We start from the raw sequence: 25313 nt of genomic DNA, 5'->3' as shown, positions 1-25313 counted from the left end.
ATGAATTTGATGATATCAATCGCTCAAATATAAATGATTCCATATTTTAAACGATCCTAAGTAATGTTGTTATTGATATCCATTCATCTATTGCATAAATGCTTTCGTTGAAAAATATTATATTTTATAAGAAGTGTTTAACCATTGGACATTATGTAAAACAATTTCTCATTTTTTATGTATATTATGTTGAATTTTGCGATACTATGTCAGATTACTTTACACAATTATTATCAAAAAGTAAACAAGGAATAATTACTCAAAAAAATGAGTACGCATTAAAGCATACCCATTTTGCAAGATGATTTAAATTTATGAAAGTTTAATTAATAGCTTAAATACCCTACACAATGTACTATCGAACGTTTACGGCCTTATCTTTTTCTGGGAAATGAGTGTTTGCGACAGCTTCTCCTACTAAATTTTTTCTATTGGAAAAGCTTGGACGATTCCCATGGAAGTCTACTAAAGGGAATACCAGCTCTGCAAACTTGTAAGCTTCCTCTAGATGTGGATAGCCGGAAAAAATAAATGATTCGATCCCTACTTCCTGATATTCCTTTATTCTTTGTGCGACTGATTCAGGACTTCCAACGAGTGCTGTCCCTGCACCTCCTCTAATAAGACCAATACCAGCCCAAAGATTCGGACTAATTTCAAGCTTGCTCTTATCTCCATTATGAAGCTGCATCATTCTTTTTTGGCCAATGGAATCTTGACGGCTTAAAGCTGACTGCGCTTTTGCAATGGTTTCCTCATCTAAATGCCTAATTAATCGGTTAGCTGCTGCCCAAGCTTCTTCTTCTGTTTCTCTTACAATAACATGAAGGCGAATACCAAATTTCATTTTTCTTCCTTCTTTTTCAGCTTTTGCTTTAACAACATCAATTTTTTCTTTTACTTGAGCTGGCGGCTCACCCCATGTTAAATATACATCTGTATGCTTGACGGCAACCTGCTGTCCAGCAGGAGATGATCCTCCAAAATAAAGAGGTGGATGGGGAGCTTGCTCTGATGGAAATAACAAATTACTATCTTTTACTTTAAGATGCTTCCCTTCGAAATTCACGTTTTCACCACTTAATAACGAACGCCATATTGTTAAAAACTCTTCTGTAACCTCGTAGCGTTCGTCATGAGAAACAAATAGTCCGTCACCAGCAAGTTCTACTGGATCCCCTCCCGCGACAACATTTATTAGCAATCTTCCTTCAGAAATTCGGTCGAGAGTAGAAGTCATTCTTGCAGCTACCGTTGGCTGCATTAAACCTGGCCTTACAGCTACTAGAAACTTTAAATATCTCGTTTCGTTTGACAGAGCGGATGCCGTAATCCATGGATCTTCACACGACCTTCCAGTTGGCAGTAAGACACCTGTATACCCTAACCGATCCGCTGCTTGAGCTATTTGTTTTAGATAACTATATTCAGTTGATCTTCCTCCAACAGAAGATCCTAAGTAATGTCCGTCACCATGTGTAGGAATAAACCATAAAATTTCCATATTAAATTAACCCTCTCCGCTTATTTATTTTTTTCGCCTTGATAGCTATCGCGCCATTTTAATAGTTTTCTTTCAAGCACTCTTACAAAAGAATCTGTCAATTTTCCAACAACAGCAAAAATGATAATGCCTACAAAAACGATATCTGTCTGAGAAAATTGTCTAGCATCCATAATCATATAGCCTACACCTGCATCCGATCCCATTAATTCAGCCACAACTAGGCCAAGCCAAGCAATTCCTAAAGATAAACGAACGCCTAGAAGGATATTGGGAAGTGCAGCCGGCAGGATCAGCTTTGTTATTTGCTTTATCGGACTAAACTCTAATATTCTAGCAACATCAAAAAGCTTTGAATCTACCCCTCTTATCCCAAGAAAAGTATTAATATAAATAGGGAAGAAAGCTCCCATAGCAATGAGCAAAACCTTTGAAAGCTCGCCAAATCCAAACCACAAAATGAACAGAGGGGTTACCGCTAAGTGTGGAACGGTCCTGATCATTTGCAAGGTAGGGTCTAAATAATCCTCTGATTTACGAGAAAATCCTACGATTCCTCCAATAATTAAACCTAAACTGCCGCCCAGCAAAAATCCGAGTAAAGCTCGCCACACGCTAATTTTTAGATTTGAGAATAGCTCCCCTGATACAATAAGGTCCTTAAAAGCGATAAGGATGCTTAAAGGGGTTGGTAATACCGTCTTGGATACGAGCTCTAAATAGCCAATAAATTGCCAAATAACGATGACAACAATAGGGAGAATCAGCCCTTTTCCAATACTGCTTAAAGGATGTTTCTTTCTTATTTTTGCCTCTGTCTTATTTTTTCTTATCGTTCCCAAGGTTGGTGAAATAGATCTGGATTGGCTCATTTTTTCATCTCCTTGCAGTTTTATTTTTTTTGAACCTCATTACTCATTTTTTAAAATTCTTCTGTTGACACGAGTTTATTCCTTTTGTGCCTTATCATAATAAGAGTTGTCTACTACTTCTTTCACATCTATTTTTATCTTTATCGCTCCAATCGAATATTGGAAATCAGCTGTTTCTTGTTGAGCCTTTACAATGTCTTCACTAACAGGTAAACTTTGTGCTTCTGTGTTATTAAGCACACTTTCAACATATTTTTATCTAATTTTTTTGCTTTTGCATAAATATCAACGACTTCCTCACGATGCTCTTTTTGAAAATCAACCGCTTTTTGAAATACTTTTAGAAATGTGACTGTTTCTTCTGGATATTGATCAGCAAACTCTTTACGCACTAAGGTGAAGGCTGGTGAATATAAATCATCAAGACTTTCGCCATTTGCTAAGATTTTTGCATCATTTTGAATCGATTCGATCGAGATAAACGGCTCCCAAATAGACCATGCATCAACTGACCCGCTATCAAAAGCAGGCTTCGCTTCATCAGGCTGCAGCTGAATGATTTGCACATCCTCAGGCTTTAATCCCGCCTTATCGATTGCTTTATACAAGAAATCAAATCCGCTGCTCCCTTTTGCAACGGCTACTTTTTTTCCTTTTAAATCTTTAATGCTTTTTATTCCACTATCTTTATTGACTAAAATAGCATTCCCTTTTAATCCATCCTGATAGACATTCAATTCTGTAAATTCAATTCCTGCTGCTTGGGCTGCTATGACGGGAGAATTCCCTACACCGGCAAAATCAATTTTCCCTGCTGAAATTCCTTCAAATTGAGGCGGTCCGCTTTGAAATTCTGTCCATTTTACTTTGATTCCAGCTTTCTTATACTCTTCTTCAAACCAGCCTTTTTCTTTGGCAAGTAATAGCGGAGTCAAGCTCTGCTGAATGGCAATATTAATGACTTTAGGCTTTTCATTGCTGCCTGAAGAAGTCTTCGTGCCGCATCCAGATAAAATGAATATAAGTCCAACGATTAATAATATGAATTTTTTCATGTTTAGCTTCCTCCAATATTCGATCTAAATCCCAGATCCATTTAAAAATTTATGTTCTTCGGTTTTTTCGAATTCTGATAATACTTTTTGTCTTATTTTCTGAAAATCAGCTGAAGTACGAGTTCTAGGGTAAGATAATTCAATCGAAATCAGCTTACTTACTTTCCCAGGACTTGTTTGCATAATAGCTAATCTATTTCCTAAATAGACTGATTCATCAATATCATGTGTAACTAAAATCATTGTGATCTTTTTTTCTTGCCAAATATTTAATAAAACATCTTGAAGGTGTTTTCTTGTAAATGCATCAAGAGCACCAAATGGTTCATCTAAAAGCAATACTTCAGGCTCTCTTAACAGAGCTCGTGCAATGGCTACCCTTTGTGACATACCTCCTGATAATTCCTTTGGATATGCTTTTTCAGCTCCTGTTAATCTCACAACTTCAATTAACTCATCAACTTTTTTTCGAACTTCCTTATCTTTTAGAGAAAGGTCAGCCGCAATATTTTCTTCAACGGTTAACCATGGAAATAACCGATGTTCCTGAAATATGAACCCTTGCTGAATACCAGGATGGAATACCTCCCTCTCATTAACATGAATATTTCCTACATAGCTTGTATCAAGTCCAGCTATGATCTTTAGCAAAGTACTTTTTCCACAACCGCTTGGACCTATAATCGTAAGAAATTCTCCTTCATTAATCGTGAGGTTAACATCTTCGAGAACGATTGACTTGCTATTGTCTTTCGTAAATGACTTTTCTTTAACATCTATAAATACAGCCATTTCCACTCCCCCTTTTTTATAAGAAATGCGCAAGCGCTTGATTAGCCGCGACAGACATAAGACGCAATCCGTAGGAAATCCTGATTGACTTTCGGATTGTGGCTTATGATCCGAGCGGCTAGGCGCTGGCCGATTAAAAACGCCACATCCACATGTCTTCATCGGCACTAGTACGTCCTGTACGTCGAAGCTCTCGTCGAAGTATAAAAATTTATACTTTCTTACCTAGTAAAAAAAGCACTAAACCTTGCATATAAAAACAAGGTTTAGTGCTTTCAGTTGACTGATCAGCATTCATTTATTAAAAATATTTTTTATAATCCATAAGAAATTCTTTCACTTATCTCGAGTTAAGGGCCTTTGGTAAGTCCAATCGGCTTTTCATTATTATTCCTGTAGAAATAATAAAAACATTATAAAACCTACAATTCCTACCTGTCAACTAGAGTTTTGAAAAATAGATAAGTCAAATAAAATGAACCCTTTCCATCTCACCTAGCTAAGGATTCCATACATAAGATTACTTCTTTTTATTTCTGCACTTGCATTCAGATTCAATTTCTGTTACTCTTAATGTGAATTATTTTTGTTCGTTAAAGATTGTTAAGTGATTGAACTTTCTATCTTGAAGTTTTGAGCAAGGATAGTATTACAATTGTGTGTGTAACACACTAGGAGGCAACAACAATGGAACAAGGTAAAGTAAAATGGTTTAACGCAGAAAAAGGTTTTGGCTTCATCGAGCGCGAAGGTGGAGATGATGTATTCGTTCATTTCTCAGCTATTCAAGGCGACGGCTTCAAAACTTTAGAAGAAGGTCAATCTGTAACTTTCGACGTTGAGCAAGGTCAACGTGGCCCTCAAGCTGCAAACGTTCAAAAAGCGTAATTACAGCCAAATGTTAACAGGCTCTTCACGGAGCCTGTTTTTTATTTTATATAAAGAGGATATTATATGCTTGTAGCATGATAATTTCCATCATGCTTCAACCGTTTACGCGAGATAATGGCTTTATTGAATCCCTATATTCATTTGGTGTTAATCCAGTCCACCTTTTAAACACCTTACAAAAATATTTATCATTTTGATACCCTGTAAGATCAGCTATTTCATAAATTTTATAGTGTGAGTTTTGCAAAAGCATCTGTGCTTTTTCCATTCTTACTTTCGTTAAATATTCTGTAATGGTTATCTGGTATTCCTGTTTAAATTTTCGACAAATATATTCTCTGCTTAAAAAAAACTTATCAGCAATCCCTTGGAGCTTTATGTCTTCCTTATAATTTTGCTGTAAATATTCTTCAATTTGCTGAATGCTTGTTTTTTCTTTTCGATATTCCTCATCTGATATTCCATCGTACACTTCTAGATCATCTTCGAATCTTAAAATTTTATTTTCTGCTTGAATCTTCCAATCGATCACTGCTCTTTCTAGTGTTTCATTCAACATTTCTGGATCAATTGGCTTTAATAGGTAATCAAAGCTTCCATATTGAATAGCATTTCTCATATAGTGATAATCATCGTATCCGCTCAGGACAATAATTTTGCTTTGAATAGATGATTCATTTAACCATTTCAAAAGGTTAATCCCATCCATTTTTGGCATTTTCATATCGGTAAAAATAATCTCTGGGCGAGACTCTGTAATGATTTTTATTGCCTCTTCTCCGTTGCTCGCCTCAAAGATTGTGTCAATTCCAAATGAAGTCCATTCTCCTAATAAAAGAAGACCTTCTCGCACATGCTTCTCATCATCAATAATGATTGCTCTCATTTTATCCACTCTCCGTATCGATTGGAAGGATCATCGTAACACTTATTCCCCCAGATTCTAGATCTTCAAGCTGCAAAGTGGCATTTCCATGATAATAAAGTTTAATCCGAACATACACATTCTTTAATCCTATGTTTCCTCTATCTTCTACTTCCTCTTTCAAATAACGATTTACTTCTTCAAGCTTCTCCTTAGACATTCCGGTCCCGTTATCAGCTATGTTAATTATTAGATGCTTCTCTTTTTTATTACATGAAATCTTAATCCTTCCTACTTCGTTTCGATTTTCGAATCCATGTTTGAAGTAATTCTCAAGGAGCGGTTGTATAATCATTTTTGGAACAAAACAATTTGCGATAGAAGGATCCAAATCTATTTCAAATTCAAATTGTTGGCCAAATCTTTGTTTTTGCAACAATAAATAGGCTTTAGAATGATTGATTTCCTTTATTAACGGAACCATTTCTTCATTCATATTCATGCTATATCTCATAATTTTTGATAAATGAGTAACTGACGTATACACTTGTGGAGCATTGCTTTTTAGAGCTTCAGTCCCGATAGATTGAAGAGCGTTATATAAAAAGTGCGGATTAACTTGAGATTGAAGAGCTTTTAATTCATTCGTTTTGTTTTCTAACTTCAGCTTGTATTCACGATTAATTAGTTCATTAATTTTTCCAACCATCTCTTTAAATCTTTGGCCTAACATGCCTATTTCATCATTTCCTAATGTTGTGAACTTTACCTCCATATGTCCTTTTTCAATTTCATCAATATTTTTTAAAAGAATGCGGATAGGGTAAGTAATTTTATTGGAAACATACAATGTAGATAAAATAACTAAAATTAAGCCAATGAGACCAAAGACAATGCTAATTTTCGCTACAATGAATGCGCTTTCGTATAATTGTGAGTAAGACAGCTTTTTTACTAAAATCCATCCTCCTGCTGTAGAAGCTACTTTATCATAAATGATTTTCCCGTTAAAATCATGATCCTTCCAATCAAACGTTCCGTTTTCTAATTTTGATTTTAATACTTTATCCATCCATTTCTCTTTTTTATTATTAGAACTTAAGATTCGATCTCCTTCAGGAGTGAAAATATAAAACGACTCGGTTTTGTTATTATATAAGGTTTTGCTTAATTGAACAATTTTCTCAGGAGACACTTCTAAAGATATATACGCTAGAACATTGTTTGTGGGAAAATCAACTAATGCTCGATGAATAGTGAAAACCTTCTTAGGATTTTTAATATTTATTAATGCTTTATCCTTTTGTTGAAGATGGGTAGGCTCAATGTACATCTTGAAAGGACTATTCTCTACCTTTCTATAAAAATCATCCTCTAGATTATTTCTATTGTTTGAAAAAACAATCGTTGATTCTTTTGAGACAGACACGATCTGACGACTTTTAGAAAAAGAAATATAAACCCTTTCGATATACTCATCGGAATATAAAAGCGTTTGCAAAACATTTCGTACTAAGTTAATGGATTGAAAATCATCGTCTTGTTCACCATTTCGTATATACCGAAAAAATTCCTCATGACTATATAATGAGAGATTGCTTCTATTTAATTCCTTCAAATATTCTTCTATATTCGCTTTTCCTTGAGAAAGCAAATTCCTATTTTCATTAACCAATTGATCAGTTACAGTTCCCTTCGTTTGTATATACGTAACAAATATTGAGATTCCAAAAGGGATAATCGTGATACACAATAAAAGCACGATAAGTTTATTTCTAATACTTGTTCTTGGCAATGAAAGACCTCCATTGACGGATTCTTGCTTTAAGTATATATAATTTATATCATTATTCCTAGAACAATCACCTATTTGACATTATTTGCTATCAAACTTCAAAACAAGAATACCAATAGAAAGCTTGCCGAAAACGGCAGGCATCCTATTGGCAAATATTCCTTTATTTTAAATCATCCCAAGTTTTTTGGAATTTTGTTAATGCTGTTTCATAATCAATCTTTCCTGCAGCGTAGCCTTGTATCGTTGCAGCAAATTCCTTATTAGCTCCATCTGGCCATCTGAACCATGTCCAAGGAATGGTTTTATCCGCTTTCGAATATTCTAAGATTGATTTTCCTAAATCGCCTACTCCAGTTGGTTCAATATTATCAAAGGCTGGGATAAAGGCAAATTCTTCTGTGATGTATTTTTTCCCTGTTTCAGAAGAAACCATCCAGTTTAAGAACGTTTTAGCTTCTTCAAGATGCTTAGAGTCTTTATTTAATACCCAGTTATTTGGAACGCCTATTGGCAAGCGGTCCATACCTTCTTCATCATTGATTGGAATTGGAAGGAATGCCATTTTCATATCAGGGTTTATTTTGTAAATCATATTTTCAGTCCAGTTTCCTTGTTGAAGCATCGCTGCTTTTCCTGAAGCAAATAAAGTTACTTGAGTATTGTAATCTGTTGTAATTGGATTTTTATTTCCGTACTTAATTTCAGTGTCTATAAGATCTTTAAATTGTTCAAATACTTTATTTCCTGCAAACTTTTGTTGCCCATCATTTAGACCTTCAATATAAGCAACCGGATCGCTTTCATGTGCAAATGGAATGTTCATTAAATGCTGACCAATTACCCACCATTCTCCATAGCCTGCAGCAAAAGGCGTAATGCCATTACTTTTTAGTTTTTCCGCAGCATCTTTTAGCTCAGTAAGCGTAGTTGGTGTTTTTGTAATCCCTGCTTTTTCAAATAAGGTTTTGTTGTAAATAAATCCATAGCCTTCAAGATTTAACGGCATGCCATATAGTTTCCCATCAGCGTCTGTCATTGGAACTTTTCCAATTGGCAATACATGCTCTACCCACGGCTCATTTGAAAGATCTGCAAGGTGCTCTTTCCATAAAGCAAGCTCTTTAAATCCACCATTGTTAAAAATATCTGGTTCTTCCCCTGAAGCAAACTTCGCTTTTAATGCTGCACCGTAATCTGCTCCACCACCGACAGTTTCTAATTTTATTTTAATATTTGGATGCTCTTTTTCAAACTCTTTAATCATCTCTTGCAATTGATCAGCAATTTCCACTTTAAATTGAAACATATTTAAGGTTACAACATCATCGTTATTACTTGTCCCAGATGTTCCTTTTGATGAACATCCAGCAACCACTCCAGAAACTAGAATCAATGATAAGCATATAAGTAGTATTTTCTTCAAAATCTGTAACCCCCTAAGTTTGTATTTATTATTTATAAAAATTTTTGTGATAAGAAAAGCATATAGCGAATCACTCAGAAAACCTTGATTTTTAGAATAATTTAACTTATGACTCAAGCCAATGGCGCCTGGCGGATTAAAACACAACGTCCTAACATCCTGAACATTGGAGCTAGACACCAGTCTACCTACAAAAACGATGCTTTCTTATCTATAACAAAAATTTTATAACCAAAATCACTTAATAGAACCTGCGGCAATTCCTTTAATAATATGCTTTTGCAGGAACAAGAAGAAAACGATAACAGGAGCAATTCCCAGTACTAGTGCTGCAAGCCCCATATCCCATTGCTTCGTATATTGAGCAAAGAATGAACTTGTCGCTAGCGGGATCGTTTTTAAACTTGCATCTTGTAATACTAATAATGGCAGTAAATAGTCATTCCATATCCACAATGTATTTAGAATCACAACTGTAACAGTGATCGGTTTTAATAGCGGAAATACAATTCTCCAAAAAACCCCAAATTGACTGCATCCATCGATTTTAGCTGATTCTTCTATTTCAAGTGGAATCGCTTTCATAAATCCGTGATAAAGAAATAATGAAAGAGGAACACCAAATCCAAAATACATGATGATAATGCCAGGGAGACTATTCATGATTCCCAGCGTTCCTCCCATTTTCATTAGAGGAATCATCACTGTTTGAAACGGAATCACCATTGCAGATACAAATAGTATAAAAAGAAATTTACTGAACTTCCCTGGTGTTCGAACCATTTTCCAAGCAGCCATGGAGCTAATAACGACAAGACCAATATTACTGAATACCGTAATAATGAGTGAATTCATAAACGATTTAGGGAAATTAATAACTTCCCAGACTTTTGCATAATTAGCAAATAAGAATTTCTTAGGCCATGCTGCTGCATCAATCAGGATATCAGCAAAATCTTTTACTGAATTAATGAAGACAAAATAGAACGGGACTAGGAAAATCAGTGCTAAGGTTATCCCGATTATTTCTAAAATAAATGTTTTATATGAGTATTTTTTATCCATTAAGCCTCAACCTCCTTCTTCTTCGTCATCATGACTTGAATCGTTGTAAATAACGCAACTACGACGAAAAATAGGATTGACTTAGCTGTTCCAAGTCCATAGCGATTATTTAAAAATGCTTCCTGGTATATATTCATTGCAACGGACTGTGTTGAATTAAATGGACCGCCATTTGTTAAAGAAAGATTTAAATCAAAGATTTTAAATGCCATCGAAATAGTTAAGAAGAAACATATTGTAAAAGCTGGTGTGATTAGTGGGATGATAATATTTTTTAATAAAACCCAATGATTCGCCCCATCAATTCTTGCTGCTTCCAATAATGAAGAGTCGACTCCTTGTAAAGCAGCGACATAAATGACCATCATGTAGCCACTTATTTGCCAAGCGAAAACAATGACAATCCCCCAAAAAGCTGTCTGTGTATCTCCTAGCCATGGAAGCTTAAAGAAGGAGATATCTGTTAAATTCCCAATAGATGCAAATCCTTTTACAAAGATAAATTGCCAAATAAATCCTAGTAATAGTCCACCAATGACATTGGGAATAAAGAAGACTGTTCTTAAAATATTTCTCGTTTTTAAAGCTGCATTTAATAGCAAGGCTAAACTAAATCCAATCACATTACTGATGATTACAGCTGCAAGCATAAATTTCGTTGTAAACAGAAAGGAAGAAAAAAAGGCAGGATCATCCGTAAAAACTTTTACATAATTCTTAAAGCCTACCCATTCTACAACCGAGCTAACCCCATTCCATGAAGTAAAAGAATAATAGATTCCCATGAAAAAAGGGATTAATTGAATAATGAGAAAGAAAAGAAGTGCTGGACCAACAAACGCAGTATACAATAGAAACTTTTTCATTTTTTCTTTTTTAATATAAGTTTTCTTTGTCTTCATTACTGCCTCCGTTTTTTGTATTTCTACAGTTGTATTCAATATAACTCACCACCCACATTGTTGTAAACGCTTTCTTTTATTATAATGGGTGGTCTCAAATATTCATATGTACGATATTGACCAAATAGGTATACAATTTTGACATGATGTAAATTATATTATTTTTTCATATAATAATAGCTCGTACACTACAAATATATAAATACCATTTTCAATCCTTTTTATTCTCAAATTAAAAAGCTTCTATGCGGCAAAGAGCATAGAAGCTTTTTAAATATAACCTTGCTTTGTTTAGCTTAAACGATATACCCTTGCCTCGAATGGTTTAAATGTAATCGTATCTCCGTTTTCCTCAAGGTTTTCTGGATAGTTACTTATAAATAATTCCTTTGTTTTACCCTGTAAATCTTCTGGTAAACGGAAACTAGTCGCCGTTGAGAAGAGGTTAACAATCACAACAATTTTTTCTTCATTTAAAGTTCTTGTGTACGCATAAATATCATCATGCTCTTCTAAAATAAGATCATAACTGCCGTAGATGAGAACATCATGTTCCTTTCTTAACTGAATAAGATTTTTATAATAATGATAGATGGAATGAGCATTCTCCTTCGATTCCTGCACATTAATTTCTTGATAATTTGGATTCATTTTTAACCAAGGTGTTCCTGTCGTAAAGCCGCCATTCGCTTCGGAAGACCACTGCATCGGTGTCCTAGAATTATCCCTTCCATTCTTCCAAATGACTTCCATGATTTCTAAATGAGATTTCCCATTCTCTCGTTCAAACTTATACATATTTTTAATCGCTACATCATTATAGTCATCAATGGATGGGAATTGGACGTTAGTCATGCCTATTTCCTGACCTTGATAAATAAATGGCGTTCCTTGCATAAGGAAATACATCGTCGCAAGAGCTTTTGCTGACTTATCTCGATAGTCTTCATTCCCCCAAGTAGAAACAGAGCGCGGTTGATCGTGATTTTCTAAAAATAAAGCATTCCATCCCATACCATCCAATGCTTTTTGCCATTTTGTTAACGTTTTTTTCAAGGCATGAATATCAATTCCACCATCTACACTTCTTCCCCAAAGAGAAAGATGCTCAAATTGGAAGATCATATTAAACGCACCTTTTTCTTCGCCTACCCACGGTTCTGCTCCATCAGCACTTACCCCATTTGCTTCGCCAACTGTCATAATATCATATTTATCAAAGGTTTCACGCTTGAGCTCCTCAAGAAATACATGGATCCCCTCACGATTCATATGTCCCTGGAATGATGGTACATACTTTAATTTCTTCGGATTTGGCAAGTCCGGGAAGCCTGGAGTTTTTTTAATATGAGAAATGGCATCAACACGGAAACCATCGATTCCTTTATCTAACCACCAGTTAACCATTTCATATAATTCATTTCGAACTTTCGGATTTTCCCAATTTAAATCAGGCTGCTTTCTTGAGAATATATGCATAAAATATTCCTTTGTATGCGGATCATATTCCCAAGCTGAGCCGCTAAAAATGGACTCCCAGTTATTTGGTTCTTTCCCTTTCTTCTTCTTAGCTTTCCTGCCTTTTCTTCCTTTTTTCCAAATATAATAGTCTCTATAAGGACTATCCTTTGAAGATCTTGATTCAATAAACCAAGGATGTTCATCAGAAGAATGATTAATAACAAGATCTAAAATTAGCTTCATTCCACAACGATGAACTTCTTCCAACAATTGGTCAAAATCACTCATCGTTCCAAAATCACTCATAATCCCCTTATAATCACTAATGTCATAACCGTTATCATCATTAGGTGAAGAGAATATAGGACAAATCCAGATCACATCAATACCAAGCTCCTTTATATAGTCCAGCTTGGATATAATCCCTTGTATATCGCCAATACCGTCACCATTCGAATCCATAAAACTACGTGGATAAATTTGATAAGCTACTGCTTCTTTCCACCATATTTTATTCATAAAAAAACCTCCTCTGTCTCTACTAATAAACTAACATAATCCACAAAACTGCGCAATCGTTTGCGCATAAATCGTATAAGGATCCATTTATAAAAAATGAACCCTTATACCTTCTTCATTTTTTCATTCGTAATAAGAAAGATTTTAATTTGCCATCTTAAAATTCCTTTGATGAAAGAGGCAAAAACAATTTTACACCCCGTTTATTAAATGGAAAAATCTTCATATCTGCCATTATATGACTCATATAGCCTGTCACACAAGTAGTAAATACACCGTTCACTTGAAGCGAAGCTTGTAATTCCGAAGCAATCACTCCAAAGAAAAGGATTCCGATAATGGAATGAGTATAGCTTCGATGTGGAAGAAAAGAAGCGATAATAATATATACTCCTAATAGCAATAACCAGTTTTCATGTAGAGATAACCCTCCAACCAAAACTCCTACACCCGTTACCGATAACATCCTCCTTTGAGTAAGAAAAGAAGAGAGGATAATCATTCCAACACCTATACCCATACCAAGCCACTTCTCAGTGCCCACTCCTTGTATGAAGCTATAAATAATCATCAAGCATCCAATAAATTGAGCAATGGATCGAAACACCTTATGAGATAACGTGATTCTATTGGCTAGCTTTCCATTTATATCTATATCTGGTATAAGCCCAGCTACTCCACCAATTCCAACTAATAAAAGAGTCGAAGCTAGATCCGCATGATATGTATTCGCTACTACAAATCCCGCTGCTGCTCCAATCGTACAATGTGCTGTCCCGTTCAAAAAATCCACCTATTTCTATTAAACTATACATTAAACGATCTCTTTCAAGACTTGAATGATGCAAGTTCTTATTTATTATTTTCATAGTATATATGAATATTATATTTACTGCTATGTTTTTTTAAAAGAAGGCTATTTTCGTATAGATTGTTGCTTTTAAACGCGCAGCCTGCATACACTTCGCTTTCCGTGGGCGAGCGTCAAGCCTCCTCGTCGCATACGCTCCTGCGGGGTCTCGCCTTTCTCGCATTCCCACAGGAGTCTACGTGTATACAGGCTGCTCCGAAACGTTTCTCCCAATGTTTTTTATGTCAAAAGCAACAAACTTTGAGAAAACAGCCTAAAAGAAAGAAAAAGAAGCTTTTTTAATTTATGCGAAAAAATCAAAATGCTGGCTTTTAATTTAACATGTTAAAATTGATGCTTATAAATGACGGTATAAAAGGAATCCATCTCCCATTTTGAGAAATAAAATAGCTAGATAAATTGCAGGAATACATTGTTGAATACAGAACATAATGATGAGTGCCTTTTTAATCAATCCTGAAACCGGAAGGAGAAACGAAAATGAGCGGACATAAAGAGAAGGTTCATACAAAAAAGAGAGGGAAATTCGGACTAACGATTCAAGTTCGTTTAGTATCCGACTTAAAAAGATCGCAGGAATACTACCGTGATGTCCTCGGATGTAAGGTAGATAACTGGGGACACGCAGAACGAGACGGAATGATTATTATTCTTCAACAGGCTAACTCCTCTGATGATGTGCGGCCAAACGCATTATCAAAAAAGCGTCCAGATTATCCAACTGATTGGGAAGGTCCTGAGTACGGATGGGACACTTTTATACACGTTAGTTGGGATGACTTGGACACCCTAGTCGAAGAAGTACGTAGAAATGGCGGATATATTGCAATCGAGCCGTTTACTGGAATACATGGAAAATGGGAGTTTAAAAACACATGTATAAAAGACCCAGATGGATATAACATCATTTTGGGTTCAATGCGTGAAATTCAGCAATAACAAAACTGACTCGTTTGCTCATCATTTCTTTTTGATCGATAGTATGTTTTTTTGAATTATTTTGCTCTGTTTCTTCAATAAGACACCAATATTAATAGATAATAAACTTACTGCTAAATTGACCCTCCCAAGCAGTGGGAGGGTCACCCTAAAGCTCATTAGATAGAGTTTTCGTTCACACGTTCTATCTGCCGTGAGTTTTACTATGTCATACAAACCTTTGATTAGCAAAATGAACCTTATCGCTATCGATCCTTACTATTCACCCGATAGATGTACTTATTATGCACACACCAAAAAACTGGATTTTTATAAACCCAGTTTAGTACCTTGAATTTTGTTACCTTACATGCGAAGGACAGGCAAAGAACAACAGCGAAATGAACCACCCGATTTAATAATTTCAGAAAAATCAACTTCGATCACATGGAAACCTGCTTTTCGCAATTGTTCATTCATCCGCACATTTTGAGGAAGGCTAAGCATCTTTCCTGGTTCTAGCGATAACACATTGGGTCCCATTGAAAATTGTTCCTCTCCGTCAACCTCAATTAGCTTATATCTCTTTCTTATTAATGCAAGTGCATCTTCGGAAAATGCATCTTCATAAATAATTGCTGTATTAGATGAAACAATATTAAATACACAATCCAGATGCAGAATCCCTTTTTTCAAAGGAAGAGCGATTACTTTATGCGTATTTAGGCTAGATTTCAATTCATCAACTGCTTCTTGAGAAGTCCTTTCACTTAAACCAACCCACACTGTTTTATCGGAAACAATGACATCTCCACCTTCAATAGGACCTGTTGTAATTTCGCTATATGTGAATCCATGATGATCTAACCAGTTTTTGAATACAGATTCCTCTCCTTTACGTATACTGCTTGCCATATTCCCAATAAATAATGTTTTGCCTAAACAAAAGCCAATATCTCTAGTAAAAACTTGTTCATTATAACGCTTCTCGGGAGCAAGCATATAAACCTCTACTCCATTTTTTTGTAATACTTCAACAAACTTCTCATGCTGATTCATTGCAAGATCCCGATTAATATTATCTAACAAATAACGCTTTTGTGTCTCATTAATGGGTTCTTCGATACGCATATATTTCGGTGAACACACAATCACATGCCTAAGTTGATTATATTCGTTACTGCAGTTTGCACTACTTAGGCTTTCACTTTCTAACATTGCCATCTGTCCACCTCCATAAATTTTTGAATATAAACACTTTTTTGTTACCATCATTTACCTAGATCAAACTCTAGATTAATGTCTAACCCTATTTATGTCATTTTAACAGATCGTTTACTATATAATCCATGAGAAGCATGTTTTCCTCTTCCTATCCGCTCAAAATCATCGTAATCAGCAACTGAAAGTAAGGTGTGTCCGTATCATCGAATCAGAGTATGAAGTTTCATCTTCTATAAGGTACGCAACTACTTCTCTATCTGGAAACTCATTTCAATTGTGTCCGGTATTCGGGTTATAGTTCAGCTATTCTCTTTCCTGATTTGCCTCTGAAATTTTATAGTGATTGTTATCGTTTTTCTTATTCACTTTCAGGACGAATCCGACTTTCTGTAACTTTGTCAAAGAAATGTGCTTTATCTATGTCAAAGATTAAGTCGATTGATTGACCTGCTGAAATATTAAGACGTGAATCAACACTCGCCACAACCTGTTGTTTTTCTAATTGTGTGTACAGCATTGTTTGAGAGCCAATTAATTCTGCTACTTCAATGGCGGCATTCAATTTTGAGCCTTTTATAGGTGCCGCTAACCCTGATTTTTCATAAATATCTTCTGGACGAATACCTAATACAACCTCTTTATCTGCATAACCTTTTGCTCTCAAGTCATTCATTTTATTTTCAGGGATTTCAAACTTTGCAGCTCCAATATGGAACGAACCATTAGAGATTTTACCATGGAAAAAATTCATGGCAGGAGAGCCAATAAATCCAGCTACGAACATATTTTCAGGCTTGTCATATACTTCTTTTGGAGTTCCTACTTGTTGAATGCGACCGTCCTTCATAACAACAAGGCGTGTCGCCATTGTCATCGCTTCTGTTTGATCATGTGTAACGTATATTGTAGTCGTTTGCAGCCGTTGGTGAAGCCTTGATATTTCAGCACGCATTTGAACTCGAAGCTTAGCATCAAGGTTAGATAAAGGTTCATCCATTAAGAACACTTTCGCATCGCGGACAATAGCACGTCCTAATGCAACACGCTGGCGTTGTCCGCCAGAAAGGGCTTTTGGTTTACGTTTTAAATACCCTTCAAGTCCTAGAATATGTGCTGCTTCTTTTACACGACGATCAATTTCTTCTTTCGGTAATTTACGAAGCTTCAAGCCGAATGCCATATTATCATACACACTCATATGCGGGTATAGCGCATAGTTTTGAAAGACCATGGCAATGTCACGGTTTTTCGGGGCAACTTGATTCATTTGCTTTCCATCAATATAAAAATCTCCTTTTGAAATTTCTTCAAGACCAGCAATCATTCGTAAAGTGGTTGATTTTCCACAGCCAGATGGCCCAACAAAAACAATAAACTCTTTATCCTTAATGTGAAGATTAAAATCATCTACTGCAGTGACTTTTTTATCATAAATTTTAAAAATATTCTCTAGACGAAGCTCAGCCATGAAAATTTCCTCCCTTTAACATAGCTTGCAATTTGATAGAATAGTTAAATATTCTTGTTACATTCACAGCTCAACGCTATTTACTGCTTTATTCTTTCGAACCTGTATTGGCTATCCCTTTGACAAAATATCTTTGCAACGGCAACAAAATAATTACCGGAATAATAACGGAAATAATCGCAGCCGCAAACATTTCGTTCCAATAAGTCATAAATTCTGTAACAAAGTCGCTTAAAGCGACTTGTATCACTTTATACTTTTCGGAACGAGTAGCGATAAGAGGCCACATAAATGACTCCCATTGTTGAATGAAAAGCAAAAGACCGGCGCTAACTGTAACAGGTTTACAAATTGGCATGACAATGCTCCAATAAACTCTAAACCATGAAGCACCATCAATACGTGCCGCCTCAAGCAAGCTCTTTGGCAGATCCAAAAAGAACTGGCGATACAGGAAAATAACTAAACCATTCGCAATACCTGGTATGATTAGAGCCTCGTATGAATCGATCCAGCCTAGGTTATTAACGAGACTGTAAAGTGGAATCGCAATAATTTCAAAGGGAATCATAAAAGTCAACAGTACAAGTAAAAACAAAATCGTTTTTCCTCTAAAGTTAAACGTTGCAAAAGCAAAGGCTGCCATTGATCCAACAATAAGTCCGAAAACAACGTTCGCAACAGCAACAAAGAACGTATTGAAAAAAATACGACCGAATCCACGCTCAGTAAATAAATTAACATATGCTTCCAAGGTAAATTCAGTAGGAAAAAATGTTCTCCACGATATTGGCGACATATATTTAAATATATCCTCTAAAGAGCGGAAGGAAGAAAACAGTGCAAACGCCAAAGGAAGCAAAATAATTAGTGCCAGAACGAAATGGATGGTGTATATGAGAAATTTAGATCGTTTATTCTGTCTCATAAATATGATCCTTTCTAATGTTTTGCTCGGAACAGTCTAAACTGCACTGCAACAACAACTAGTGTAATAATAAGCATGATAATTACAATAGCAGATGCTCTGCCAATATCTGAATACAAAAATGCATTATTATAGCTTTCTAGCATTAACACATTTGTGCTTCGCTCCGGTCCACCCTGAGTAAGAATATACATCGGTGAAAATAGTAAAAAGTTAGCAATCGTTATAGATACGACTATAAAAGTTAATGAACGCTTCATCATTGGGACAGTAACATTTCGAAACTGCTGCCAACGATTTGCTCCATCAATCGCCGATGCTTCATAAAGGGATTGAGGAATATCTTGTAATCCCGCAAGCAGAAAAAGAGCCCAATAGCCGACACCTTTCCAAGAAGCTACTGCAATAATCGAACCTAAAGCCTGTGAACTACTTGTTAAAAAAGGCTGCGGTTCTAGTCCAAGCCCAATTAAAATCGAATTGATAACTCCTTGCTCAGGGCTTAGCATGATATTCCACAAAATACATGCTGTTGGCACCGAAACGGCAACTGGAACAAAGTTGATTCCACGAAAAATTCCAATAGCTTTAATTTTCGCGTTCAACAACAGCGCTAACCCAAAAGCTAATGAAAATTGCAATGGATTAATGACCAAATTAAACCACAATGTAGTGATTAATGAGTCCTGAAAAACGGGATCAGCAAATAAAGACGTATAGTTTTGTAAACCGATAAATGATTTTTCTCCCGTTAGAAAAGCATTTGTATAAAAACTCTCCACTAGACCGCTTGCAATCGGATAAAGCTTGAACACTAGCAATCCGATAATGGCGGGAAACAGAAAAAGATACGGAATTAGTTTATTTTCCACCTTCATGAATTGTCCTCATTCCTTTATTGTGTAATTAGAGTTCAGACCCCCTGCCTTAAGCGTAGGAAAGGTGGAATTTTTAAATTAGGTGGAGTAGCCTCTCCACCTAATTCCCCTAATTTATAATTTACTTAATCAAACTTACTTTACAGCACCTTTATATTTTTCTAATTGCTTATCAATAATAACCGCAGCACCTTCTAGAGCTTGTTTTGGATCTGATCCATTTTTAATATCTTCAAATGCCTGATTGATATTGCTTTCCCATTCCAAATATCCTGGTGATTTCGGACGTGGTATAGCAGTTTCACGTGATTCCTTTGCAGCGATACGGATTACTTTGTTCGGGAATTCAGCATATGTTGGATCCTTTTCGATTTCATCTAAAATATCCGTATGAGCTGGTAATGTACCACCTACCGTAAACATAATTTTTGCACCTTCACCATATGTTAAAAACTTAATAAACTCAGCAGCAGCTTCTTTTTTCTCTGAATATTTAGATATACCTACATTCCATGCACCAGTTGGAGTAGCAACTTTTCCACCTTTAAAATAAGGATGTAAGGCAACACCAAAATTAATGCTAGATTCCTTTAATTTAGGTAAGTTATGATTAGCACCAAGGAACATTGCAACCTTACCTGAAGTAAAATAATCGATACTTTCTTCTCGTTTAATTTTCGGACTTACTTTCAATTTATTGAATAAATCAGAATAGAACTCAAATGCTTGAACCGATTTTGGAGAGTCTATATATCCAGCAGATTTCAATCCATCTTTACTTAACTACTTAGCGCCTAAGCTATCAGATAACGCAAGAAGCTGATAAGGACGTCCAATTTGATCAAATGAAAAACCGAATACATCCGTTTGACCATCTCCGTTATTATCATAAGTTAAATTTTGGGCAGTCTTCACAATTTCTTCCCATGTTAAACGCTTATCTTCTGGAAGGAACTCCACACCCTTCTCTTTAAAGATGTCTTTGTTATAATAAAGTACTTGACTAGAATTGTTCATTGGAGCAGACATCAATTTCCCTTTATAGGAAGCCGTATCTATTGCTGACTTGACCCACTTTTCTTTCACTTTAGCCCCTAGCAATTCATCAAGGGGTTCCAAATATCCTTTTAACGTGTAATTCATCGTTAATGGTGAATCGACAAACAACAAATCAACGTCTTTCGATTTTGCTCCCATCTTAATCTCAATCGTTTCCATTAATTGTTTAAAAGGGCTTAATTCCAACTTCACTTTAATAGTAGGATTTTCCTTTTCAAATTCTTCAATAACTTTTTTTAACGGTGCTTCATAGTTGGAATAACTAACAAATGATATTTCAGTAACCTCAGAAGTTGTTTTTTCTTTATTTTCACTAGGTTTTTCCTCTGACTGTGCATTCGGTTTTCCACAGGCAGTTAATGTAGTAGCAATTAAAAGAATAGCCGACAACCATTTTACTTGCTTCAACAATCGTTTCATTATTTTAAATCCTCCCTAATTTTTGTTTTTATGAGAAAACTCTGCGTTTCAATAATTTAAAAAATTTATCATAATCGACTTCTAGAGCTACTTCTACATTTCCGTCCTCGCTCAGTTCGGCAATGGTTTGCCCAGTCATTTCACGATGATCATACTCAACACGTACGTTCATTTTTTTTGTTTCTACTAATGATCGATCTAATAACAAACTGATTGCCAGCGGATCACACATATAAGAAAAATCCCGCTTCATATAATTCATATATTTTTCAATCATTTTCGTTAAAGTTAAAGCTAGAGGTGTTCCACAAGAGGCGAACTTATCGTTTTCTTCTCTTGAAAAGACAAGCTGTCTTGTCACATCTAAACCAATCATGACAATTGGGGCTCCACTGGAAAAGACGACGAAAGCCGCTTCTGGATCGCACTTTACGTTATGTTCATGCGTTTCGATATGGATTCCGTTGCTGCCTAAACGAGTAACACCGCCCATAAGGACAATTTCTTTCACATTTCTAGCAATTTGCGGTTCACGAATTAAAGCTGCAGCAATATTCGTTAACGGACCAATCCCTACCAGTGTAATTTCTCTTGGATGTTCCATAACTGTTTCTACCATGTAATCAACCGCATGCTTCGTTGACAATTCGAAATCTCTCTCCCATTCCCCGACTAGCTCATCTTCAATGCCCGTCCAAAATACTTTCCGGTTGCGCAGCAGCGGAAGCTCAATCCCCGGATAAATTTTAGTAGATTGTCCGCACAATCTATTAATCTTATGTGCGATTGATGCTCGAGTAATGACGTTCCCATAAACAGTCGTTACGCCCTCCAAGATAATTTCTGGAGATTTTAATGCAAGAGAAAGGGCAACGGCATCATCCGCATTTGTTCCGATATCTGTATCTAAAATGATTCTCGACAAAAACGTTCTCCCTCTTTCTAAAGGTTTTCCATTAGGTCATCTAGTCGATAAATCGTTAGTTTGTTTCTGGTGTAGTTCATAATGCCTTGTGAACGCCATTTATTAAATAGTTCTGAAATGGTTTGTCTGCTGCACCCAACAATATTCGACATCTCTTCGTGTGTTAACATCATGTTGACCAACCATTCGCCGGCCGGACCTGGCTTGCCTAACTGTTCCAACAGCCAAGCAAGTCGCGCAGAAGCAGGCTTAGATACAAGCTGTTCTACCGTCGTTTGCTGCTGGATTAGTCTATTGGTCAGAGTATAGAGGATTTCCCTATTAACCTTCGGATCAGATTCAAGCTTTTCTTCCACAATCGACGAAGGTAATACCCAAATTTGGCTGTTATTTAAGCATTGTGCATAGCACGGATGATTTTGCTTGAGAATGATCTCCGCCATACCGAAATAGTCTCCTGTTTTACGTATGAAAAACGTCACATTTTGACCTTTTTGTGTGAGCTGACAAACCTTCAACAAACCATTCTCTATAAAATAAGCTGCCTTTGAAGGCTCACCTTTAGAATAAACAAATGAGTTTTTCTTAAATTCCTGCAAAGTCCCGTACTTTCGAAATAGCTCATATAACAGATTCTCCTTTTGATCTGCCGGCATATCATCATTCTCCTTTGATCGTATTAAATCGATTTTTCTCCCCTGTAAAAACTAGATAATGCCATCATTGGAAAAAGACATTTGGAGTTGAAATCCTAAACACAAACAAAGTATATCCTACACTTTTTGTCGATTCTGTCGGTAAGACGACATTTTACAAAACCTTAACCGTATGTATACAAAGTTAATAAAACTGTATTTACATGGATGAAAAATGTTCAATGTGCCTTTTAATATAAGTACTTTTTTCTCCGATAATGAATTATCAACTTTCTAATAAGAATAACTTTCTTTTTGTTCCTTTCATGCTCAAATTTTTGTAATCTCTTATTAAGAGCAAGCGAAGCAATACTTTTGTCCATTTCATAGAATTAAAACTTTATATTAGTAAAAAAAATAAGCTACGATAGCACGCAGCTTACTTTTCTTACGATATTATTAATATCACATTAAATTTTCGAAGTAGTTATTCTTCTATTTGAAAATGATTTCTAGCGAATTCTAATTCTTCATTCAAGCTCAGAACACCATATGCTTTACCAACTTCTCCATCTTGATACTGCCATAAATAGTTATGATCAACAGCTACAACTTCGAAATTATTCTTTTTCCATCTATCCAGAATCTTTAACAAATCATCTTTATGACTAAAATTACTTTGAATCACAATATCGTAAACTTGATTAATTGTTTCTTGATTCATTGGAACTGCACCTTCTTTTTTCTCAGCTCGAACTTTCTGATGAGTCATTTGATGCATGACATCCATAACAACCTCTTCTGTAGAGTTATTGTCTATTGGTAGATCGTATTGAATTTTTTCGATTATTTTTCGCTTATCATCTATTTCATTCTCTTTTTCTTCAATTTCCCTTTCTTTTTCAATTTGAGCTATTTTAATTTGAGCTTCTCTTTCTTCTTCTTTTTTTATTTCTTCCTTCTTTTCATAATCCTTAGCATTATTTATTACCTTGACTGCACCAAAACCAGCAAGTCCCAAAATACCAACAGATACCAAAGATAATTAAAATCTTTTTTATCATAAAACCCTCCAAGTTGATTCATGCAGTTTCCTTCTATGGTTAGAGTAACCATTTACTATATTAACATAGAGAATAATAGATGTTCTTAAAAGTTTAGTATTTAAATAAATCAACTAATTGGAAAATGACAATAAAGTTATTTAATTTTACAACCCCAAACATTTATAACCCCGTTCTGATTCTAGGACAGGGTTATACTAAAACTATTTACTTTTTTGGATTTAAAATACTTCTCTGTCTTAAAAATATATTAATAAAGTAGATGAAATCTAAGATTTACTACGATCGCGCCCGATCGTAAAGATTGTTATTAAACTAAAGCCCCCGTTGAAGAAGAAGCAAAGCTCAGGAAATAAGAAATAATGCTAATGCGATTATTAAGCCAATATTCATAGCTACATCCTTTGTAAAACTCTTATTGGTATTCATTTTTTCCCTTATAGATATCAACTTTCCAAGTATCACTAATATAAATGGTATGATAACTAAAGCTTTTGAGCGAAACGAATTAACAATAATAATATCTGTCATTAACGGTATAAATAGTAGAAAAATAGTGACAATCAAAGCTAATATATAGAGAGAGAATTTTATGTGATAACTTTTAATTTTGTCTACCTGGTCATATTAAAATATAACAATTCATAACAAAACATATTAAAATGACCAGGACTCACCTCCTTTAGTTATTTTTTTAATACCAGAAAATTTTGTTGAATCTCCAAATTAATTTTAAAGGTTTTATCCCATATCTTTTAAGAATTTTTCCATCGATTGTTGTCATATTAAACTGTTTTCTTTTTGGGTATAAAGCTGTAATGTAGCCAAAATATTTTTCCCCATTTCTTTTGGTATAACAAACGTAATCTCGATGTTTAAAACCGGCTACTTCCTCTGTTTTAGCTTTGCTCTTTCTGCGCATTGGCTTTATGACCCAATCCTTGATTTCGCATTTAAGTTGAGTGACTTCTATATTTGTAATTACGATGGCGTCATTACTATGACTCTTTTCAATGTTCCAATCAATACGCTTATTCGCTGTTTCTCCTCCGGTTGTGAGTGTTAAAGGAGCGACTTGATTTAGTCCTTTTCTTAAAAATGATTTCCCTTGCATCACATGCATAGCGACTCTGAAATCTATCTTTTTTCCACCGATGATGGCATAAAATCGTTCTGCATGTTTCCTTTCTTCACCGTTAATGTTGTCGTGACAGGAACTGCATAAAGTAATGAGATTTTTAATCGAATGAGATCCATTTAAACGTTTGGGTGTAATATGATGAACCTCTAACATACAATCGGTTTTCCCACAGCTTTGACACGTATATTGATCCCGTTTAAGGGTCGCAATCCGTAAATTTTCATCCAAACGGTTCGATTTTTGATATTGCCATCGGTATAGTTTTTTCCCCTCACTAAATGCACGAATATCGATTTGAACATCCTCTAAATAAATGTGATCCATTCGACACCATTGATTTAATTTTTTGATCACACGAAGCGTTGATTCTTTTTTTTGTTTAATACTAGGGGGGATTCTCCCTTTCCTTTTCGATGCCCTGCGATTATCGAATCTTTCTTTTCGATATTTTTTATGCGATCTTCTGTATCTTCGATGCCCTCTCCTCACATCCATCTTGTCTTTCACATCTTGTCTATGCTCGATCGTTCCTTTGAACACTGGTTTATTTTTCGTTGCACAATCTTGTACCAAAGCAATCCCCGTATATTTGGCTCCATCATCAATGCCTAATACAATCGGTGTTTTGTCTATTT

At 35.4% G+C, this 25313-nt stretch carries 20 protein-coding genes and 2 pseudogenes; 2 read left to right on the top strand and 20 right to left on the bottom strand.

The window, feature by feature from the left end:
- Positions 1-355: 355 nt before the first annotated feature.
- From ssuD to FDO66_RS12775, 4 genes and pseudogenes are all read right to left on the bottom strand, one after another.
- Positions 356-1504: an FMNH2-dependent alkanesulfonate monooxygenase gene (ssuD, locus tag FDO66_RS12790; RefSeq protein WP_141433049.1), complete on the bottom strand. Its 1149-nt coding sequence runs from the start codon at positions 1502-1504 to the stop codon at positions 356-358.
- Between the two features lie 20 nt (positions 1505-1524).
- On the bottom strand, positions 1525-2376 hold the full coding sequence (locus FDO66_RS12785) for an ABC transporter permease (RefSeq protein ID WP_141433048.1): 852 nt from the start codon (positions 2374-2376) through the stop codon (positions 1525-1527).
- 75 nt (positions 2377-2451) lie between these two features.
- Positions 2452-3431: pseudogene (locus FDO66_RS12780) on the bottom strand (aliphatic sulfonate ABC transporter substrate-binding protein).
- Between the two features lie 24 nt (positions 3432-3455).
- The gene (locus FDO66_RS12775) at positions 3456-4223 is read right to left on the bottom strand and encodes an ABC transporter ATP-binding protein (protein ID WP_141433047.1); all 768 of its coding nucleotides are present in this window, start codon (positions 4221-4223) and stop codon (positions 3456-3458) included.
- Between the two features lie 687 nt (positions 4224-4910).
- On the opposite strand from FDO66_RS12775, the gene FDO66_RS12770 reads away from it, so the two are divergent.
- Positions 4911-5111 (top strand): cold-shock protein, encoded by a 201-nt coding sequence (locus FDO66_RS12770; RefSeq protein WP_141433046.1) that lies wholly within the window; start codon positions 4911-4913, stop codon positions 5109-5111.
- Positions 5112-5208: 97 nt separating this feature from the next.
- Here FDO66_RS12770 and FDO66_RS12765 read toward each other — a convergent pair whose 3' ends face one another.
- The 7 genes from FDO66_RS12765 to FDO66_RS12735 all read right to left on the bottom strand — a co-directional run bounded on the left by FDO66_RS12765 (position 5209) and on the right by FDO66_RS12735 (position 13940).
- Positions 5209-6000, bottom strand: coding sequence for a response regulator transcription factor (locus tag FDO66_RS12765; protein ID WP_141433045.1), 792 nt, complete (start codon positions 5998-6000; stop codon positions 5209-5211).
- 1 nt (position 6001) lies between these two features.
- The gene (locus FDO66_RS12760) at positions 6002-7774 is read right to left on the bottom strand and encodes a sensor histidine kinase (RefSeq protein WP_141433044.1); all 1773 of its coding nucleotides are present in this window, start codon (positions 7772-7774) and stop codon (positions 6002-6004) included.
- Positions 7775-7937: 163 nt separating this feature from the next.
- Positions 7938-9200, bottom strand: a complete 1263-nt coding sequence (locus FDO66_RS12755) for an ABC transporter substrate-binding protein (protein WP_141433043.1) — start codon at positions 9198-9200, stop codon at positions 7938-7940.
- Positions 9201-9437: 237 nt separating this feature from the next.
- Positions 9438-10265: a carbohydrate ABC transporter permease gene (locus FDO66_RS12750; protein WP_141433042.1), complete on the bottom strand. Its 828-nt coding sequence runs from the start codon at positions 10263-10265 to the stop codon at positions 9438-9440.
- On the bottom strand, positions 10265-11167 hold the full coding sequence (locus tag FDO66_RS12745) for a carbohydrate ABC transporter permease (RefSeq protein ID WP_141433173.1): 903 nt from the start codon (positions 11165-11167) through the stop codon (positions 10265-10267). Before FDO66_RS12745 ends, FDO66_RS12750 begins: the two co-directional genes overlap by 1 nt.
- Positions 11168-11458: 291 nt before the next feature.
- A complete protein-coding gene (locus tag FDO66_RS12740) occupies positions 11459-13147 on the bottom strand; it encodes a glycoside hydrolase family 13 protein (RefSeq protein ID WP_141433041.1) in 1689 nt (562 codons plus the stop codon).
- 157 nt (positions 13148-13304) lie between these two features.
- Positions 13305-13940: a metal-dependent hydrolase gene (locus FDO66_RS12735; protein ID WP_309475278.1), complete on the bottom strand. Its 636-nt coding sequence runs from the start codon at positions 13938-13940 to the stop codon at positions 13305-13307.
- A 558-nt stretch (positions 13941-14498) separates the two neighbouring features.
- Between FDO66_RS12735 and FDO66_RS12730 the strand changes: the two genes are divergently transcribed.
- Positions 14499-14957: a VOC family protein gene (locus tag FDO66_RS12730; protein WP_141433039.1), complete on the top strand. Its 459-nt coding sequence runs from the start codon at positions 14499-14501 to the stop codon at positions 14955-14957.
- A gap of 345 nt (positions 14958-15302) precedes the next feature.
- Here the strand turns inward: FDO66_RS12730 and FDO66_RS12725 are convergent, their stop codons facing one another.
- The 9 genes and pseudogenes from FDO66_RS12725 to iscB form a co-directional block, all read right to left on the bottom strand.
- On the bottom strand, positions 15303-16160 hold the full coding sequence (locus tag FDO66_RS12725; protein WP_309475277.1) for a dimethylarginine dimethylaminohydrolase family protein: 858 nt from the start codon (positions 16158-16160) through the stop codon (positions 15303-15305).
- A gap of 358 nt (positions 16161-16518) precedes the next feature.
- Positions 16519-17628 (bottom strand): ABC transporter ATP-binding protein, encoded by a 1110-nt coding sequence (locus tag FDO66_RS12720; RefSeq protein WP_141433038.1) that lies wholly within the window; start codon positions 17626-17628, stop codon positions 16519-16521.
- A gap of 88 nt (positions 17629-17716) precedes the next feature.
- Positions 17717-18556, bottom strand: a complete 840-nt coding sequence (locus FDO66_RS12715) for a carbohydrate ABC transporter permease (protein WP_141433037.1) — start codon at positions 18554-18556, stop codon at positions 17717-17719.
- A 14-nt stretch (positions 18557-18570) separates the two neighbouring features.
- Positions 18571-19434: a carbohydrate ABC transporter permease gene (locus tag FDO66_RS12710; RefSeq protein ID WP_141433036.1), complete on the bottom strand. Its 864-nt coding sequence runs from the start codon at positions 19432-19434 to the stop codon at positions 18571-18573.
- Between the two features lie 135 nt (positions 19435-19569).
- Positions 19570-20913: pseudogene (locus FDO66_RS12705) on the bottom strand (sugar ABC transporter substrate-binding protein).
- A gap of 28 nt (positions 20914-20941) precedes the next feature.
- Positions 20942-21838 (bottom strand): nucleoside hydrolase, encoded by an 897-nt coding sequence (locus FDO66_RS12700; protein ID WP_141433035.1) that lies wholly within the window; start codon positions 21836-21838, stop codon positions 20942-20944.
- Between the two features lie 17 nt (positions 21839-21855).
- On the bottom strand, positions 21856-22494 hold the full coding sequence (locus tag FDO66_RS12695; RefSeq protein WP_141433034.1) for a Crp/Fnr family transcriptional regulator: 639 nt from the start codon (positions 22492-22494) through the stop codon (positions 21856-21858).
- Between the two features lie 466 nt (positions 22495-22960).
- Complete coding sequence (locus FDO66_RS20905) at positions 22961-23512, bottom strand: DUF6241 domain-containing protein (RefSeq protein WP_181444565.1); 552 nt, start codon at positions 23510-23512, stop codon at positions 22961-22963.
- A gap of 719 nt (positions 23513-24231) precedes the next feature.
- Positions 24232-25313, bottom strand: a 1082-nt coding sequence (gene iscB, locus FDO66_RS12680; RefSeq protein ID WP_141433031.1) for an RNA-guided endonuclease IscB, incomplete at its 5' end; no start/stop codon positions are given.

Origin of the sequence: Bacillus sp. 03113 (assembly GCF_006546985.1) — a bacterium.
GTDB lineage: Bacteria > Bacillota > Bacilli > Bacillales > Cytobacillaceae > VATK01.
This window is presented reverse-complemented; position numbering and strand designations above follow the sequence as displayed.

Excerpts from the sequence above, each read along its gene's own strand:
- ssuD (WP_141433049.1), bottom strand. The coding sequence starts at position 1,504 with ATGGAAATTTTATGGTTTATTCCTACACATGGTGACGGACATTACTTA.
- FDO66_RS12785 (WP_141433048.1), bottom strand. The coding sequence starts at position 2,376 with ATGAGCCAATCCAGATCTATTTCACCAACCTTGGGAACGATAAGAAAA.
- FDO66_RS12775 (WP_141433047.1), bottom strand. The coding sequence starts at position 4,223 with ATGGCTGTATTTATAGATGTTAAAGAAAAGTCATTTACGAAAGACAAT.
- FDO66_RS12770 (WP_141433046.1), top strand. The coding sequence starts at position 4,911 with ATGGAACAAGGTAAAGTAAAATGGTTTAACGCAGAAAAAGGTTTTGGC.
- FDO66_RS12765 (WP_141433045.1), bottom strand. The coding sequence starts at position 6,000 with ATGAGAGCAATCATTATTGATGATGAGAAGCATGTGCGAGAAGGTCTT.
- FDO66_RS12750 (WP_141433042.1), bottom strand. The coding sequence starts at position 10,265 with ATGGATAAAAAATACTCATATAAAACATTTATTTTAGAAATAATCGGG.
- FDO66_RS12745 (WP_141433173.1), bottom strand. The coding sequence starts at position 11,167 with ATGAAGACAAAGAAAACTTATATTAAAAAAGAAAAAATGAAAAAGTTT.
- FDO66_RS12740 (WP_141433041.1), bottom strand. The coding sequence starts at position 13,147 with ATGAATAAAATATGGTGGAAAGAAGCAGTAGCTTATCAAATTTATCCA.
- FDO66_RS12730 (WP_141433039.1), top strand. The coding sequence starts at position 14,499 with ATGAGCGGACATAAAGAGAAGGTTCATACAAAAAAGAGAGGGAAATTC.
- FDO66_RS12725 (WP_309475277.1), bottom strand. The coding sequence starts at position 16,160 with ATGGCAATGTTAGAAAGTGAAAGCCTAAGTAGTGCAAACTGCAGTAAC.
- FDO66_RS12720 (WP_141433038.1), bottom strand. The coding sequence starts at position 17,628 with ATGGCTGAGCTTCGTCTAGAGAATATTTTTAAAATTTATGATAAAAAA.
- FDO66_RS12715 (WP_141433037.1), bottom strand. The coding sequence starts at position 18,556 with ATGAGACAGAATAAACGATCTAAATTTCTCATATACACCATCCATTTC.
- FDO66_RS12710 (WP_141433036.1), bottom strand. The coding sequence starts at position 19,434 with ATGAAGGTGGAAAATAAACTAATTCCGTATCTTTTTCTGTTTCCCGCC.
- FDO66_RS12695 (WP_141433034.1), bottom strand. The coding sequence starts at position 22,494 with ATGCCGGCAGATCAAAAGGAGAATCTGTTATATGAGCTATTTCGAAAG.